The following is a 15,215-nucleotide window of genomic DNA, read 5'->3' on the forward strand; positions in this document are numbered from 1 at the left end:
CTGCCGAAGGAACGAGGCTGCTACGGAAGTTTTTCTCAAGCCCTAGAGCGCAATTGGCACCTGCTGCCCGGCCCCAAACGTCAAATACTCCACCAGTTCGGCCAGCGGCAGCGGCTTGCTGATGAAGTAGCCCTGCACCTGATCGCAGCCAAAATCACGCAAAAGAGCAAGCTGTTCGGGAGTTTCGACGCCTTCGGCAACCACTTCCAGTTTCAGGTTGTGGGCCAGGTTGATCATGGCGTGGACCAGTTTGCGGTTCTCTTCGCGGCTTTCCATGCCGCCCACAAAGCTTTTGTCGATCTTGAGCAGCGTAATCGGCAGGCTATTGAGGTGCACAAACGATGAAAAACCCGTACCGAAATCATCCAGCGAAAAACGCACACCCAGTCGGCCCAGGGCATCCATGGTCTGTTTGACCAGATCACTGCGCCGCATCACGGCCGTTTCGGTCAGCTCGAACTCCAGCCACTGTGCTTCTACGCCGCGTTCGCTGATCAGGCGGCTGAGGGTCGAAAGCAACTGGCTGTCCTGAAACTGGCGAAACGACAGGTTGACCGCCATGTGCAGCGGCTCAAGCCCGCGTTCGCGCAACGCCTGCATATCCCGCAGGGCACGGGAGATAACCCAGTACCCCAGCGGCACAATCAGCCCGCTTTGCTCGGCCAAAGGCACGAACTCACTCGGAGCCAACAGGCCACGCTCGGCATGGCGCCAGCGCACCAGCGCTTCCAGCCCGACGATCTGCCCCGTGCCAAGATCCAGGCGCGGCTGGTAATGCAGTTCCAGTTCGTCACGGCGCAACGCCCGGCGCAACTCGCTTTCGAGGTCGGCCAGGCTGCGGGCATTGCGATTGATACGCTCGTTGAATACGTGGAAGGTACAGCCCTGGGTGCTTTTGGCCTGTTGCATGGCAATGTGCGCGTGCCACATCAACGGGTCGGCCCCGGCGTTGGCGCGGGCATGGGCAATACCCAGGCTGCAGCCGATCAACAGGCTTTCGCCGTCGACCCAGTAGGGCTCGGCCATCACCTCGGTAATGCGCTCGGCCATCCATTCGGCACGCTCGGGCGCGCGATGGGTATTGATCAACAGGGCGAATTCATCACTGCCAAGACGGGCCAGTTGGTCACCCGCTTCAAGCTGGCTTTTGAGGCGCGCCACTACTTGCAGGATCAGGCGGTCGCCAGCCTGATGGCCCAATGCATCGTTGGCGTGACGAAAGTTGTCCAGGTCCAGATGGCCCAAGGCAATGCCACGGCCGTCACTTTCGGCCAGACGCACGGCCAGCAGGGTCTGGAAGCCTTGCCTGTTGGCAATGCCGGTCAGTGGATCCTCTTCGGCGAGGCGCTGCAAGGTGTGTTCCAGCAGGCCGCGTTCACGCACATGGCGCAGACAGCGGCGCAGTACATCGCCCGTCAGGCTGGCGCCGACCAGCCAGTCGCTGACGCCCGCTGGAGCGCTATCAGGCTCGCTGTCGAGCAGCAAAACCGTGGGCAGGCGGCAGCGGCCCGCTGGGGGCTGCAGGGCCGGGGTCGTCAGGAGCAGCGCATTGCGATCGTTTTCGAACAGATGGCTGACAGACTCCCAGCTCGGCGCGCATATCAGGACGGCCGCACTTCCCATTGGCGCCAGACACTCGCGCAACAACGCTGCCCAAGATGGCTCTTCGGCCAATAGCAGCAAACGCAAGGGTTCGACAGGCGTAGACAAGCTAGCTCCCTAGACTCTGCAAAAATTCGGGCAGTGGGCATTATGACGTGCCGGCAACCAATGGCAATGACACTGGTTATCAAATACTTATTTGCTGCATTAACCCTACGGTAGCTGGAAATACTCTTTACATCCTGTGCGAAAGTAACAAAAGCAGTAAATTTAAAGGATGTGGCATGTCACACCGTCGCACAGAGGCAGCAATATTTGCTCAGCCTGTTAAAATGCCCGCCCTTTTTACAAACGACCCCTGATCTCGTCATGTCCCGACTCAATCCCCGGCAGCAAGAAGCCGTGAGCTACGTCGGCGGCCCTCTATTGGTGCTCGCCGGCGCAGGCTCCGGCAAAACCAGCGTGATTACCCGCAAAATCGCGCACCTGATCCAGAACTGTGGCATCCGTGCCCAATACATCGTCGCCATGACCTTTACCAACAAAGCCGCCCGCGAGATGAAAGAGCGTGTCGGCACCCTGCTTAAAAAGGGTGAAGGCCGCGGCTTGACGGTGTGCACGTTCCACAACCTGGGCCTCAACATCATCCGCAAGGAGCACGCGCGGCTGGGCTATAAGCCCGGCTTCTCGATCTTTGACGAGGCTGACGTCAAGGCGCTGATGGCCGACATCATGCAAAAGGAATATTCGGGCGACGACGGGGTCGACGAAATCAAGAACATGATCGGCTCGTGGAAAAACGACCTGATCCTGCCGCCCCAGGCTCTGGAAAACGCGCGCAACCCCAAGGAGCAGACCGCAGCCATCGTCTACACCCACTACCAGCGCACGCTCAAGGCCTACAACGCGGTGGACTTTGACGACCTGATCCTGCTGCCGGTCAAGCTGTTCGAAGAACATGCCGACATTCTGGAAAAGTGGCAGAACAAGGTGCGTTACCTGCTGGTAGACGAATATCAGGACACCAACGCCAGTCAGTATCTGCTGGTTAAATACCTGATCGGCAAGCGCAACCAGTTCACCGTGGTAGGTGACGACGACCAGTCGATCTACGCCTGGCGCGGCGCTCGCCCGGAAAACCTGATGCTGCTCAAGGATGATTACCCGTCCTTGAAAGTGGTGATGCTGGAGCAAAACTACCGCTCCACCAGCCGTATTCTGCGCTGCGCCAATATCCTGATTGCCAACAACCCCCACGAGTTTGAAAAGCAGTTGTGGAGCGAGATGGGCCACGGCGACGAAGTGCGGGTGATCCGCTGCCGCAACGAAGACGCCGAAGCCGAGCGAGTGGCCGTCGAAATCCTCACCCTGCACCTGCGCACCGATCGACCGTACAGCGACTTCGCGATCCTGTACCGCGGGAACTATCAAGCCAAACTGATCGAATTGAAGCTGCAGCACCATCAGATCCCGTACCGTTTGTCGGGCGGCAACAGCTTCTTCGGACGTCAGGAAGTTAAAGACCTGATGGCTTACTTCCGCCTGATCGTAAACCCGGATGACGATAACGCCTTCCTGCGCGTAATCAACGTCCCACGTCGCGAGATCGGTTCGACTACCCTGGAAAAGCTGGGTAACTACGCGACCGAGCGAAAAATCTCGATGTATGCCGCCACCGATGAAATCGGCCTGGGCGAACATCTGGACGCACGCTTCACTGACCGCCTGGTACGTTTCAAGCGCTTTATGGACCGTGTACGTGAGCATTGCTCGGGCGAAGACCCGATTGCAGCGCTGCGCAGCATGATCATGGACATCGACTACGAAAACTGGCTGCGCACCAACAGCTCCAGCGACAAGGCGGCGGACTACCGCATGTCCAATGTCTGGTTTTTGGTCGAGGCGTTGAAAAACACCCTCGAAAAAGACGAAGACGGCGCCATGACCATCGAGGAAGCCATCGGCAAACTGGTGCTGCGCGACATGCTCGAGCGCCAGCAGGAAGAGGAAGACGGTGCCGAAGGCGTGCAGATGATGACCTTGCACGCCTCCAAGGGTCTGGAATTTCCTTACGTGTTCATCATGGGCATGGAAGAAGAAATCCTCCCGCACCGCTCCAGCATTGAAGCAGACACCATTGAAGAAGAACGGCGCCTGGCCTATGTGGGCATTACCCGTGCCCGTGAGACGCTGGCATTCACCTTTGCCGCCAAGCGTAAACAGTACGGCGAGATCATTGACTGTGCGCCGAGCCGTTTCCTCGATGAGTTACCCCCGGACGATCTGGCCTGGGAAGGCAACGATGACACCCCCACCGAAGTTAAAGCGGTTCGCGGCAATACAGCACTGGCTGATATACGCGCGATGCTAAAACGCTAAAATCGACTATTTTTTACTCTACCTTCAGCGCAAAAGCGCTATTTGAGGACGTTACGTTGGAAGTACTGCACAAGAAAATTCGCGAAGAAGGCATCGTGCTTTCCGATCAGGTTTTGAAAGTCGACGCCTTTTTGAACCATCAGATCGATCCTCAGCTGATGAAGGAAATCGGCGACGAGTTCGCGCGTTTGTTCAAGGATTCGGGCATCACCAAGATCGTCACTATCGAAGCATCGGGTATCGCCCCTGCTGTGATGACTGGCTTGAACTTGGGTGTACCTGTGATTTTTGCGCGTAAGCACCAGTCCCTGACCCTGACTGAAAACCTGCTGTCGGCCACGGTGTATTCGTTCACCAAGCAGACTGAAAGCACCGTTGCGATTTCCCCGCGCCACCTGCAAAGCAGCGACCGCGTGCTGGTGATCGACGACTTCCTGGCCAATGGCAAGGCCTCGCAAGCGCTGATTTCGATCATCAAGCAAGCTGGCGCCACCGTGGCCGGTCTGGGCATCGTGATCGAGAAGTCGTTCCAGGGCGGCCGTGCCGAGCTGGATGCACAGGGCTACCGCGTTGAATCCCTGGCCCGGGTCAAATCCCTGGCGGGCGGTAAAGTGACCTTTATCGAGTAACCCTTTCAGTCCGTAGCAGCTGCCGAGGCACGAAGGCTGCGCCGCCGAACGCAGCCTGGCGGCAGCTGCTACGAAAGGCGCGTCAATTGCTTTTCGCGGTTGCCTGCAGCCCTGCCAGCAGCAAACGCTGGTACAGCTCATCGCGCAACCCGTCGGGTTGTGCGAGCTGCATGCGCTCCAGGTGTTCGGGGAATGCCTGGGGCGAAGGCGCGTCCAGCGTAGCCTTGCCCAGTTGGTACATCTGCGTGAGCTTGAATTTGCTTTTAAGCCAGTTCAACGCTCGCAGCAGGTCTTGCTCCTGCGCGCTGAAATCACTGCCCAGCGGGTATTCCGGGAACAAATGCGGGTGCCGATCGGCGATCTCCTGCAAACGCTGCGGGCTGTTGTCGGCAAAACGTGGATCAAGGCGAAAGTCCTTGGGCAGCTTGCCCATCAGTTGTGCCTGGGTAGTCAGTTCGGTCTGGAAGCGCGAGTCGGTGATGTTGAGCAGCGCCTCGATGACTTTGCTGTCGGTTTTGCCGCGCAAATCAGCAATCCCGTATTCGGTGACCACAATGTCGCGCAAATGCCGCGGGATGGTGCAGTGACCGTATTCCCAGACAATATTGGAACTTACGTCACCGCCCGACTCTCGCCAGCTGCGCAACATGATCACCGAGCGTGCGTCATGCAGGGCATGGCCCTGGGCAACAAAGTTGTATTGCCCGCCAACCCCGCTCAGCACCCGGCCGTCTTCGAGCTGATCAGCCACGGCGGCACCGAGCAAGGTCACGGTGAATGCGCTGTTGACGAAGCGCGCATCACGCCGTTGCAGGCGTTTCAACTCTTCCTGGCCGTATAATTCGTTGATATAGCTGATGGCGGTCATATTGAATTCAAGGCGCTTGCTGTGGGGCAACTCCCTTAGCCGCTGGTAAAAATCGCGGGGGCCGAGGATAAAACCGCCGTGGATGCTGACCCCGTCACCCTGCAAGCTTTCATCCAGGGTGCCCGCATTGGCCTGGGCTTGCCTGTCGGCATCGGGGTAGACCTTGCGTCGCACAATCCCGGCATCGGCCAGCACCATCAGGCCGTGGACAAACATCTCGCTGCAACCATACAGGCCCCGGGCAAATGGCTCGACGCCACCTTGTTGCTCGATCAGCGTGCGCCACGGGGTGATATCGATAGCGTCGAGCAGGTCGCGGTAGCCCTCGTTGTCACCCTGGCGTGCGAGCAGGGCTGCACTCAGGGCATCACCCATCGAGCCAATGCCGATCTGCAGAGTGCCGCCGTCGCGTATCAGGGTGCTGGCATGCAGGCCGATCATATGGTCTTGCAGATTGACCGGCATGCTGGGCGTTGAAAACAACGTAGTGTGCTCATCTTCGTCAATCAACAGATCAAAATCGTCGATACTCAGCTCCGAGTCGCCGGGCATATAAGGCAGGTCATCATGTACCTGGCCCAGTATCAGAATGGTCTCCCCCGCCGCACGCCGCTTGGCAATCATGGGCAACAAATCGAGGGTGATATCCGGGTTGCAGCTCAGGCTCAGACGCGCGGCATCCTCGGGGTGTCGAGCAACCAGTTGGGCCACCAGGTTCAGGCCGCTGGCATTGATGTCGCGGGCCGCGTGACTGTAATTGCTGCTGACGTAATCCTGCTGGGCAGGCGGGCTGTTGAGCAAACTGCCCGGCTGCAAAAAGAACTGCTCGACGTGGATGTTGGTGGGCATGCTGTTGTGAAGCAGGTCGGCCAGGTAATCCAGCTCAATGTAATCGCCAAATACCCGCTCGACAAAAGGTTCCAGAAACAACCGTTGCAGTCCGTCCCCAAGTGGGGGGCGGCCCAGACTCAAAGCGGTATAGATCGTCAGTTGGCGTTCGGGCAGCTGCCTGATCCGCTGATACAGCGCATTGACGAAGCGGTTGGCCTTGCCCAGGCCCAGCGGCAGGCCAAGGTGAATATGCATCGGTAGCCGCGCCAGCACATCATCGACTGCGCGCTCGATCGAACAGGACTGCACCATCTGATCCTCCTTATCCAGTCTTGAATATAGACGTGATAGCGCAGAGGACGCGGACGAGCTCAAATTTCGGGCACAAAAAAGCCGCCCATCAGCGGCTTTTTCAGAGAAGGTCGGGTTATTTCAAACCGGACATTTTCTCGATGGCGCCTTTTAGCTCTTCATCGGTACAGGTCATGCAAGTGCCTTTTGGCGGCATGGCGTTGATACCGGTGATGGCTTTGGCCAGGATGCCATCAAGGCCGCCCTGATGATCGGCGCGCTCTTTCCAGGCCGCGGTGTCACCGATTTTCGGTGCGCCCAACAGGCCGGTGCCGTGGCATGCACTGCAATGCTTGGCAATGATGTCGTCGGGGGTCATGCCACCGCCGCCGCCCACCGAGGCTGCTACGTCCATCCCTTTGCATTCTTGCCCTTGAACACAGACCTTACCCACTGGCTCAAGACGTTTTGCGATGTCATCGTTCGTTGCTGCCTGAGCGTTGACTGCCCATAGGGCCACTACTGCTGCTGGTACGGCCAGCATTTTCATAATTAGGTTCACGCGTTCACCCTCAATGGTGGCTATTCACGCCCACAACCACGGTTTCGCGGGCGGCGAAAGTATAACGGTTAGCCCGCCTCTCTGAAACAACCCTAAAGACAAAGGGGGAATAGAGCTGGCGAAATGCATCTACGGGTGCCTCTGCAAGCAGACAGGGCGCCTCTGTTCTTAGAAATTCGCCGGGGTGGCTGCGCTGATTAGTCGCGCCGCGACGTCGAACGGATTACGAAAGCGGTGTGGTTTGGAGCTTTCGAAATAATAGCTGTCACCGGCTTCCAGCACGAAGGTCTCAAGACCCACGGTTAACTCTAGGCGACCTTCCACCAAAATCCCGGTTTCTTCGCCTTCATGAGTCAGCATTTCGCCCCCGGTATCGGCGCCCGGTGGATAAATCTCGTTGAGAAAGGCAATGGCCCGGCTCGGATGTGCCTTGCCCACCAGTTTCATGGTCACCGCACCGTCGGAAATGTCGATCAGCTCATTGGCTTTGTAGACAATTTGAGTTGGGTTTTCTTGAAGGATTTCTTCGGAAAAAAACTCGACCATGGACATGGGGATGCCACTCAGCACTTTTCGCAGGGAGCTTATAGACGGGCTCACGCTGTTCTTTTCGATCATCGAAATGGTGCTGTTGGTGACGCCCGCGCGCTTGGCGAGTTCACGCTGCGACAGGCCTTTGAGTTTGCGGATGGATTGCAGTCGTTCACCGACGTCCAATGCGGGAGCCTCCTGGGGGTCAGATTCGGGTCGAGAAGCCGCCATCATGGCGATAGCGTTCAGTATTTACAACACTTCGACTTCAAACCCGGACGCCCATTCGCCCCCGCATATTGGATACAACCCATCAGTTACCGGAATAGAGCCGTGGAACGCGTTTGAGGTTGCAGAAAATCTGGTAAGGAATGGTATCTGCTGCAGTGGCCACTTCGCTGGCGAGAATGTTTTTACCCCACAACTCGACCGTCGAACCCAGGCCCGCTTGCGGCACATCGGTGAGGTCGATGCACAGCATGTCCATCGACACACGACCCAGCAACTGGCTGCGCACACCGTCCACAAATACCGCGGTACCGGTGGGTGCCTGGCGCGGGTAGCCGTCGGCATAACCCATGGCCACCACGCCGATTCGCATGGGTTTTGGGGTGATGAACCTGGCACCGTAGCCCACTGGCTCACCGGCGGGCAGTTCGCGCACGCAGATCACTTTGGACTCCAAGGTCATCACCGGTTGCAAGCGAGAGGCCGTGGCCTGTGGCTCGTCAAATGGCGAGCTGCCATACAACATCAAGCCCGGGCGTACCCAGTCACTTGGCACGCGTGGCCAGCCGAGTACGGCCGGCGAGTTGCGCAAGCTGATTTCTGCCGTCAAATCAGCGCGAGCGCCGAGGAACACAGCAACCTGCTCTACGCTTCGAGTGCAATCGAGCTCATCGGCGCGGGCAAAATGGCTCATCAGCACGATTTTCGCCACATTGGCACTGGCCTGCAGACGCTGGTAAGCGGCCTTGTAATCGTTGGGGTGCAAGCCAACGCGGTGCATGCCACTGTCCAGTTTCAGCCACACATGGATGGGTTTGGCGAGTCGGGCCTGCTCGATGGCATCAAGCTGCCACAGCGAATGCACCACACACCAAAAGTCATGTTCGACTATCAGTGGCAGTTCATCCGCTTCAAAAAAACCTTCCAGCAGCAGGATTGGCGCGCGAATACCGGCGGCGCGCAGTTCCAGTGCTTCTTCAATACAGGCCACGGCAAAACCGTCAGCCTCGGCCTCAAGAGCCTGGGCGCAGCGCACGGCACCGTGGCCGTAGGCATCGGCCTTGATCACAGCAAGGGCCTTGGCCCCCGTGACTTCACGGGCCAGTTGGTAATTGTGACGCAGGGCTTGGAGGTCGATCAGGGCACGGGCTGGGCGCATGGCGGCGGGCTTCTAACGGCAAAAGAATAAAAAACGGTGCACACCCGCAGCGTGAACTGCGTGCTGCACCGCAAGAGGGACTGTTACGTGATCAAAAAACTTACGGCAATGCTGCCACAACAGACAGTTCAACCAGGATTTCGGGCTCGCACAGCTTGGCCTCGACAGTTGCGCGGGCCGGCGCTACACCCTTGGGCAGCCATTGGTCCCAGACGCTGTTCATGCCGGCAAAGTCGGCATCGATGTCTTTGAGGTAAATAGTGACCGACAGGATACGGCTTTTATCGGAGCCCGCCAGGTCCAGCAAATGCTCGATATTGGCCAGTGTTTCACGGGTCTGTTGCTCGACCCCGGCGTTCATGTCGTCGCCGACTTGCCCGGACAGGTAGACAGTGCCGTTATGGGTAACGATCTGGCTCATGCGTTCATTGGTGAGCTGGCGCTGGATTGCCATGTTTTGCAGTCTCCTGGTGGTTGCCGTAGCGGGAAATATCAAGGCCTTCGGCGCTGATTTGCGGGGTCTTTTTGGCCATTACGTCCGCGAGGAAACGACCGGAACCGCAGGCCATGGTCCAACCCAGTGTGCCATGCCCGGTGTTCAGGAACAGGTTTTTGAACGGGGTTGCGCCCACAATCGGCGTGCCGTCCGGGGTGGTCGGGCGCAGGCCGGTCCAGAAACTGGCCTGGCTCAGATCACCGCCCTGAGGATAAAGGTCGTTGACGATCATCTCCAGGGTTTCGCGTCGGCGCGGGTTCAGCGACAGGTCAAAACCGGCGATTTCAGCCATGCCGCCAACGCGAATGCGGTTGTCGAAACGGGTGATCGCGACCTTGTAGGTCTCATCGAGAATGGTCGAGGTCGGTGCCATGTCCGAATTGGTAATCGGAATGGTCAGCGAGTAGCCCTTGAGCGGGTAAACCGGCGCCTTGATGCCCAGTGGCTTGAGCATTTGCGGCGAGTAGCTGCCCAGTGCCAGTACGTAACGATCGGCAGTTTCGAGTTTGCCGTCGATCATCACGCCATTGATGCGATCACCTGCGTAGTCCAGACGCTGGATATCCTGGCCGAAGCGGAACTCAACACCCAGGTTTTTGGCCATTTCAGCCAGGCGGGTGGTAAACATCTGACAGTCGCCAGTCTGGTCATTGGGCAGGCGCAGGGCGCCGGCCAAAATGTCGGTCACGCTGGCCAGTGCGGGCTCAACCCGGGCAATACCGGCACGGTCGAGCAGTTCGAACGGTACACCGGATTCTTTCAGGACCGCGATGTCCTTGGCGGCGCCATCGAGCTGGGCCTGAGTGCGGAACAGTTGTGTGGTGCCGAGGTTACGGGCTTCGTAGGCAATACCCGTTTCGGCGCGCAGTTCGTCGAGGCAGTCACGGCTGTACTCGGACAGGCGAACCATGCGCTCCTTATTCACGGCATAGCGGCTGGCGGTGCAGTTGCGCAGCATCTGTGCCATCCACAGGTACTGATCAATGCTGGTCGTGGCCTTGATGGCCAGAGGTGCGTGGCGTTCGAGCAACCACTTGATCGCCTTGAGCGGCACGCCCGGTGCAGCCCACGGCGAAGCGTAGCCCGGGGACACCTGGCCCGCGTTGGCAAAGCTGGTTTCCATTGCAACGGCTGGCTGACGGTCCACGACAACCACATCAAAACCGGCTCGGGCCAGATAATAGGCGCTGGCAGTACCAATAACGCCGCCACCCAATACCATAACTCGCATATTCATTCCCTCATCGCGGCCAGCCGCAGACGTTTATTGTTCGATGCAAAGATGAGCGCAGTATATGAAGCATTGAGCAGTGGTATTCACTGTATAAGAAGCTATATTTGGCGACAATTCTCGGGCATAACCCTTTTCACGGAGGAGAATCTCCTATGCGTACAAATCATCAAACAAAGCGTGAATTGGACAAGATAGATCGCAACATTTTGCGCATCCTCCAGGTCGATGGCCGCATCTCGTTTACCGAGCTGGGAGAGAAGGTTGGGTTGTCGACCACTCCCTGTACAGAACGAGTGCGCAGGCTGGAACGTGAAGGGATCATCATGGGCTACAACGCCCGGCTGAACCCGCAACATTTACAGGGCAGCCTGCTGGTATTTGTGGAAATCAGCCTGGACTACAAATCAGGCGATACCTTTGATGAATTCCGACGCGCCGTGTTGAAGTTGCCCCATGTGCTGGAGTGTCATCTGGTGTCGGGGGACTTCGACTATCTGGTGAAGGCGCGGATCAGCGAGATGGCTTCTTACCGCAAGCTGCTGGGTGACATCTTGCTCAAGCTGCCCCACGTGCGTGAGTCCAAAAGCTATATCGTGATGGAAGAAGTCAAAGAGAGCCTGAATCTGCCGATTGCAGATTGACGGCTTTCCCTTAGAGGGGCTGCGCAGACCGGCTTTTGCCTTTAGTCCCCTCTCCCTCCGGGAGAGGGTCAGGGTGAGGGGGCTCTTGATCTAGACCAGCACCTGCCGCGTACTGGCGATGTACTCATGCACCAGCTTCTCTGCGCTGGGGTGAATCATCTCTACCGGGCGTCGACCGTTGGGGCACGGCAAGGTGGGGGTAGTGCCAAACAACCGACAGATCAATGGCCGCTCTTCATACACCGTGCAGCCATTGGGCCCCAGATGCACACAGTTCAGCTCATCCATTGCTGCTTCTTGTTCGGCAGCCGTCTTGCGCGGCAAGCGGGCCATTTCTTCGGATGAAGTGGTCACAGGCCCGCAGCAGTCATGGCAACCCGGCACGCATTCGAACGAGGGGATTTGCTGCCTGAGAAAGCGGATCTTGTGACTGTTACAGCTCATCCAGAACGTACCGATTGAGAAAAGGCCGCAGAGTCTGCCTGAAAACCCCTGCCCTAGACAGGGCCATTCGGCTGTTCTTGCCCCACGGGAATGGCACGGCTTATGCTCCGTCAAATTTTCCAAACATCAATAATCAGGATTACGCACATGAACGCCCCTGTTCAGCGCAGCCAGCACACCGCTTCTTATTACGCCGCCAGCAGCCTGCCACAACCCGATCATCCGGTGTTGCAGGGCGAGCTGGTGGCGGATGTGTGTGTGGTGGGCGGTGGCTTTTCCGGCCTGAATACGGCGCTGGAGCTGGCCGAGCGCGGCATGAGCGTGGTCTTGCTGGAAGCGCACAAGATCGGTTGGGGCGCCAGCGGGCGCAATGGCGGGCAACTGATTCGCGGGGTCGGCCATGGTGTTGAGCAGTTTGAAGGCATCATCGGCAAGGACGGTGTGCGGCAAATGAAGCTGATGGGGTTGGAGGCGGTGGAAATCGTGCGCCAGCGCGTCGAGCGTTTCAATATTGCCTGTGACCTGACCTGGGGCTATTGCGACCTGGCCAACAAACCCCGTGACCTTGAAGGTTTTGCTGAAGAGGCCCAGGAGCTGCGCGATCTGGGTTATCGCCATGAAACCCGTCTGTTGCAGGCCAACGAAGTGCACAGCGTGGTGGGTTCGGACCGGTATGTCGGCGGCTTTGTCGATATGGGCTCGGGTCATTTGCACCCGCTGAATCTGGCGCTGGGCGAAGCAGCGGCCGCTGCGCAACTGGGTGTAAAGCTGTTTGAAAACTCCGCAGTAACCCGCATCGATTATGGCCCTGAAGTACGGGTGCACACGGCCCAGGGCTCAGTGCGGGCCAAAAGTCTGGTACTGGGCTGCAACGCCTATCTCAAGGACCTCAACCCGCAACTAAGCGGCAAAGTGCTGCCTGCGGGCAGCTACATCATTGCCACCGAGCCGTTGAGCGAAGCCCGGGCTCACGCCTTGCTGCCACAGAACATGGCCGTGTGCGACCAGCGCGTGGCGCTGGACTACTACCGTCTTTCGGCAGATCGGCGTCTGTTATTCGGTGGGGCCTGTCATTATTCTGGGCGGGATCCGCAGGATATTGCCGCGTACATGCGTCCTAAAATGCTCGAGGTGTTCCCGCATCTTAAAGACGTGAAAATCGACTACCAGTGGGGCGGCATGATCGGCATTGGTGCCAACCGCCTGCCGCAGATCGGCCGCCTGCAAGAGCATCCCAATGTGTATTACGCCCAGGCGTATTCAGGGCACGGGGTTAACGCAACCCACCTGGCGGGCAAGTTGCTGGCCGAAGCTATCAGTGGCCAGCACAGTGACGGTTTTGATCTGTTTGCCAAGGTCCCGCATATCACCTTCCCGGGTGGCAAATACCTGCGTTCGCCATTGCTGGCGCTGGGGATGCTGTGGCACCGGTTAAAAGAGCTGCGCTGATTCAAACCTGTAGCCGCTGCCGCAGGTTTGGTTACGAACGCCAAAATGGCTTGCAGCCTTCCTGCCGGGCCATTTCGCGGGTCAACCCCACATCGCGCAGCTGCTGTTCGTCCAGGTTCAGCAGCATCCGGCGACTGCGAGCACGGTGGCAGAACAGCCCCCACACCCCAAGACCGGCCGGGGTGCTGGTGACTTGACGGGCTTCATGCTCAGCCAGTAATTGTTGGCTGTGCAGCGTCAGGCGCACATCGCTCAAACCATTCATCAGACAGCTCCTTTTGACTCGATTGCCATGAGTCAGCATGATGGCCGTGCGCTGGAAACCATGACAGATTCAGCAAAGTCTTTTTAAATACATACAGATCTGCCATTTCAGGCGCTGAATCCTTGGTTTACGCCCCATCTGTACTGGTCCACCCTTCGGGAGTTCTGCCATGACCCTTTATGTCAACCTCGCCGACCTGCTCGGTACGCGCATCGAGCAGGGCTTTTATCGCCCTGGCGACCGTTTGCCGTCGGTGCGGGCGCTAAGCGCCGAGCATGGTGTGAGCCTGAGTACGGTGCAGCAGGCGTATCGCTTGCTGGAGGACAATGGCCTGGCGTCGCCGCGGCCCAAGTCCGGGTACTTCGTGCCGATGGAGCGTGAGCTGCCCGCCCTGCCGGGCATGGGTAAACCTGCCCAGCGACCCGTGGAAATTTCACAGTGGGAGCAAGTGCTGGAACTGGTTCGCTCAGTGCCGCAAAAGGACGTGATCCAGTTGGGGCGCGGCATGCCGGACGTCACCACGCCAACCATCAAGCCGCTGTTGCGCAGCCTGGCGCAAATCAGCCGGCGCCTGGACTTGCCCGGTCTGTATTACGACAACGTCTACGGGGTACTCGGCCTGCGCGAGCAGGTGGCGCGGTTGTTGCTCGATTCGGGCTGCCAGTTGGGCGCAGAAGATCTGGTAATCACCACGGGCTGCCATGAGGCCTTGTCGTGCAGTATTCGAGCCGTGTGCGAACCGGGTGATATCGTCGCGGTCGACTCGCCAAGCTTTCATGGCGCCATGCAAACCCTCAAGGGCCTGGGGATGAAGGCCCTGGAGATCCCTACCGATCCGCTGACCGGCATCAGCCTCGAAGCCCTGGAACTGGCCCTGGAACAGTGGCCGATCAAGGCTATCCAGCTCACCCCCAGTTGCAACAACCCACTGGGCTACATCATGCCCGAAGCCCGCAAGCGGGCGCTGGTGACCCTGGCCCAACGTTTTGATGTGGCGATCATTGAAGACGATGTGTACGGCGAACTGGCCTACACCTACCCTCGCCCGCGAACCATCAAGTCCTTCGACGATGACGGTCGTGTCCTGCTGTGCAGTTCATTCTCCAAAACCCTGGCCCCCGGCTTGCGCGTTGGCTGGGTGGCGCCGGGGCGTTATCTGGAGCGGGTGCTGCACATGAAATACATCAGCACCGGCTCTTGCGCACCGCAGCCGCAACTGGCGGTTGCCGACTTCCTGAAAAACGGTCATTTCGAGCCGCACCTGCGCAAAATGCGCAGCCAATACCAGCGCAATCGCGACCTGATGCTGGGCTGGATCAGCCGCTACTTTCCGCCCGGCACCCGTGCCAGCAGGCCCCAGGGCAGCTTTATGCTGTGGCTTGAGCTGCCTGACGGCTTCGACAGCCTGCGCCTCAACCGCATGTTGCTGGACCAGGGCGTGCAGATCGCGGTGGGCAGTATTTTTTCGGCTTCGGGCAAGTACCGTAATTGCTTGCGCATGAACTACGCTGCAAAGCCTACGCCGCAGATCGAAGAAGCGGTGCGCAAAGTGGGTATGGCAGCCAGTAAACTGCTGGCAGATACCGTTTAACTCCAGTGACGTCTG

The 15,215-nt window shown here is 58.5% G+C and carries 14 protein-coding genes; 5 read left to right on the forward strand and 9 right to left on the reverse strand.

The genetic code is table 11. The features are described 5' to 3' along the window. Positions 1-42 precede the first annotated feature (42 nt). A complete protein-coding gene (locus FHL07_RS08895; RefSeq protein WP_094999737.1) occupies positions 43-1,710 on the reverse strand; it encodes a putative bifunctional diguanylate cyclase/phosphodiesterase in 1,668 nt (555 codons plus the stop codon). A gap of 261 nt (positions 1,711-1,971) precedes the next feature. Here FHL07_RS08895 and rep point away from each other — a divergent pair, with 261 nt between their 5' ends. After that, positions 1,972-3,981, forward strand: a complete 2,010-nt coding sequence (gene rep / locus FHL07_RS08900; protein ID WP_016782673.1) for a DNA helicase Rep — start codon at positions 1,972-1,974, stop codon at positions 3,979-3,981. Between the two features lie 56 nt (positions 3,982-4,037). After that, the gene (locus FHL07_RS08905) at positions 4,038-4,610 is read left to right on the forward strand and encodes a xanthine phosphoribosyltransferase (protein WP_138738391.1); all 573 of its coding nucleotides are present in this window, start codon (positions 4,038-4,040) and stop codon (positions 4,608-4,610) included. Positions 4,611-4,692: 82 nt separating this feature from the next. Here the strand turns inward: FHL07_RS08905 and FHL07_RS08910 are convergent, their stop codons facing one another. The 6 genes from FHL07_RS08910 to dadA form a co-directional block, all read right to left on the reverse strand. Next, complete coding sequence (locus FHL07_RS08910; protein ID WP_095020507.1) at positions 4,693-6,621, reverse strand: acetyl-CoA hydrolase/transferase C-terminal domain-containing protein; 1,929 nt, start codon at positions 6,619-6,621, stop codon at positions 4,693-4,695. A gap of 115 nt (positions 6,622-6,736) precedes the next feature. Then, entirely contained in the window at positions 6,737-7,150 is a 414-nt protein-coding gene (locus FHL07_RS08915) for a c-type cytochrome (protein ID WP_094999735.1), read from the reverse strand. Between the two features lie 180 nt (positions 7,151-7,330). Next, positions 7,331-7,879, reverse strand: a complete 549-nt coding sequence (locus tag FHL07_RS08920) for a cupin domain-containing protein (protein WP_095020509.1) — start codon at positions 7,877-7,879, stop codon at positions 7,331-7,333. A 127-nt stretch (positions 7,880-8,006) separates the two neighbouring features. After that, positions 8,007-9,080 (reverse strand): alanine racemase, encoded by a 1,074-nt coding sequence (gene alr, locus FHL07_RS08925; RefSeq protein ID WP_138738392.1) that lies wholly within the window; start codon positions 9,078-9,080, stop codon positions 8,007-8,009. Positions 9,081-9,180: 100 nt separating this feature from the next. Then, positions 9,181-9,534: a RidA family protein gene (locus FHL07_RS08930; RefSeq protein WP_094999733.1), complete on the reverse strand. Its 354-nt coding sequence runs from the start codon at positions 9,532-9,534 to the stop codon at positions 9,181-9,183. Continuing rightward, positions 9,506-10,807 (reverse strand): D-amino acid dehydrogenase, encoded by a 1,302-nt coding sequence (dadA, locus tag FHL07_RS08935; protein ID WP_029611630.1) that lies wholly within the window; start codon positions 10,805-10,807, stop codon positions 9,506-9,508. Before dadA ends, FHL07_RS08930 begins: the two co-directional genes overlap by 29 nt. A gap of 155 nt (positions 10,808-10,962) precedes the next feature. Between dadA and FHL07_RS08940 the strand changes: the two genes are divergently transcribed. After that, a complete protein-coding gene (locus FHL07_RS08940; protein WP_016782681.1) occupies positions 10,963-11,451 on the forward strand; it encodes an Lrp/AsnC ligand binding domain-containing protein in 489 nt (162 codons plus the stop codon). 90 nt (positions 11,452-11,541) lie between these two features. On the opposite strand, the gene FHL07_RS08945 is transcribed toward FHL07_RS08940, so the two are convergent. Continuing rightward, positions 11,542-11,895, reverse strand: a complete 354-nt coding sequence (locus FHL07_RS08945; protein WP_003437837.1) for a YkgJ family cysteine cluster protein — start codon at positions 11,893-11,895, stop codon at positions 11,542-11,544. Positions 11,896-12,042: 147 nt separating this feature from the next. Between FHL07_RS08945 and FHL07_RS08950 the strand changes: the two genes are divergently transcribed. Then, positions 12,043-13,344, forward strand: coding sequence for an NAD(P)/FAD-dependent oxidoreductase (locus tag FHL07_RS08950; RefSeq protein ID WP_095038490.1), 1,302 nt, complete (start codon positions 12,043-12,045; stop codon positions 13,342-13,344). Between the two features lie 31 nt (positions 13,345-13,375). Here the strand turns inward: FHL07_RS08950 and FHL07_RS08955 are convergent, their stop codons facing one another. Further along, positions 13,376-13,609, reverse strand: coding sequence for a DUF1127 domain-containing protein (locus FHL07_RS08955; protein ID WP_094999731.1), 234 nt, complete (start codon positions 13,607-13,609; stop codon positions 13,376-13,378). Between the two features lie 169 nt (positions 13,610-13,778). Here FHL07_RS08955 and FHL07_RS08960 point away from each other — a divergent pair, with 169 nt between their 5' ends. Next, positions 13,779-15,200 carry an aminotransferase-like domain-containing protein gene (locus FHL07_RS08960; protein ID WP_094999730.1) on the forward strand — a complete coding sequence of 474 codons (1,422 nt, stop codon included), beginning with the start codon at positions 13,779-13,781 and terminating at the stop codon, positions 15,198-15,200. Positions 15,201-15,215 lie beyond the last annotated feature (15 nt).

The sequence above is a fragment of the Pseudomonas sp. FSL W7-0098 genome, assembly GCF_005930585.1.
GTDB lineage: Bacteria > Pseudomonadota > Gammaproteobacteria > Pseudomonadales > Pseudomonadaceae > Aquipseudomonas > Aquipseudomonas bubulae.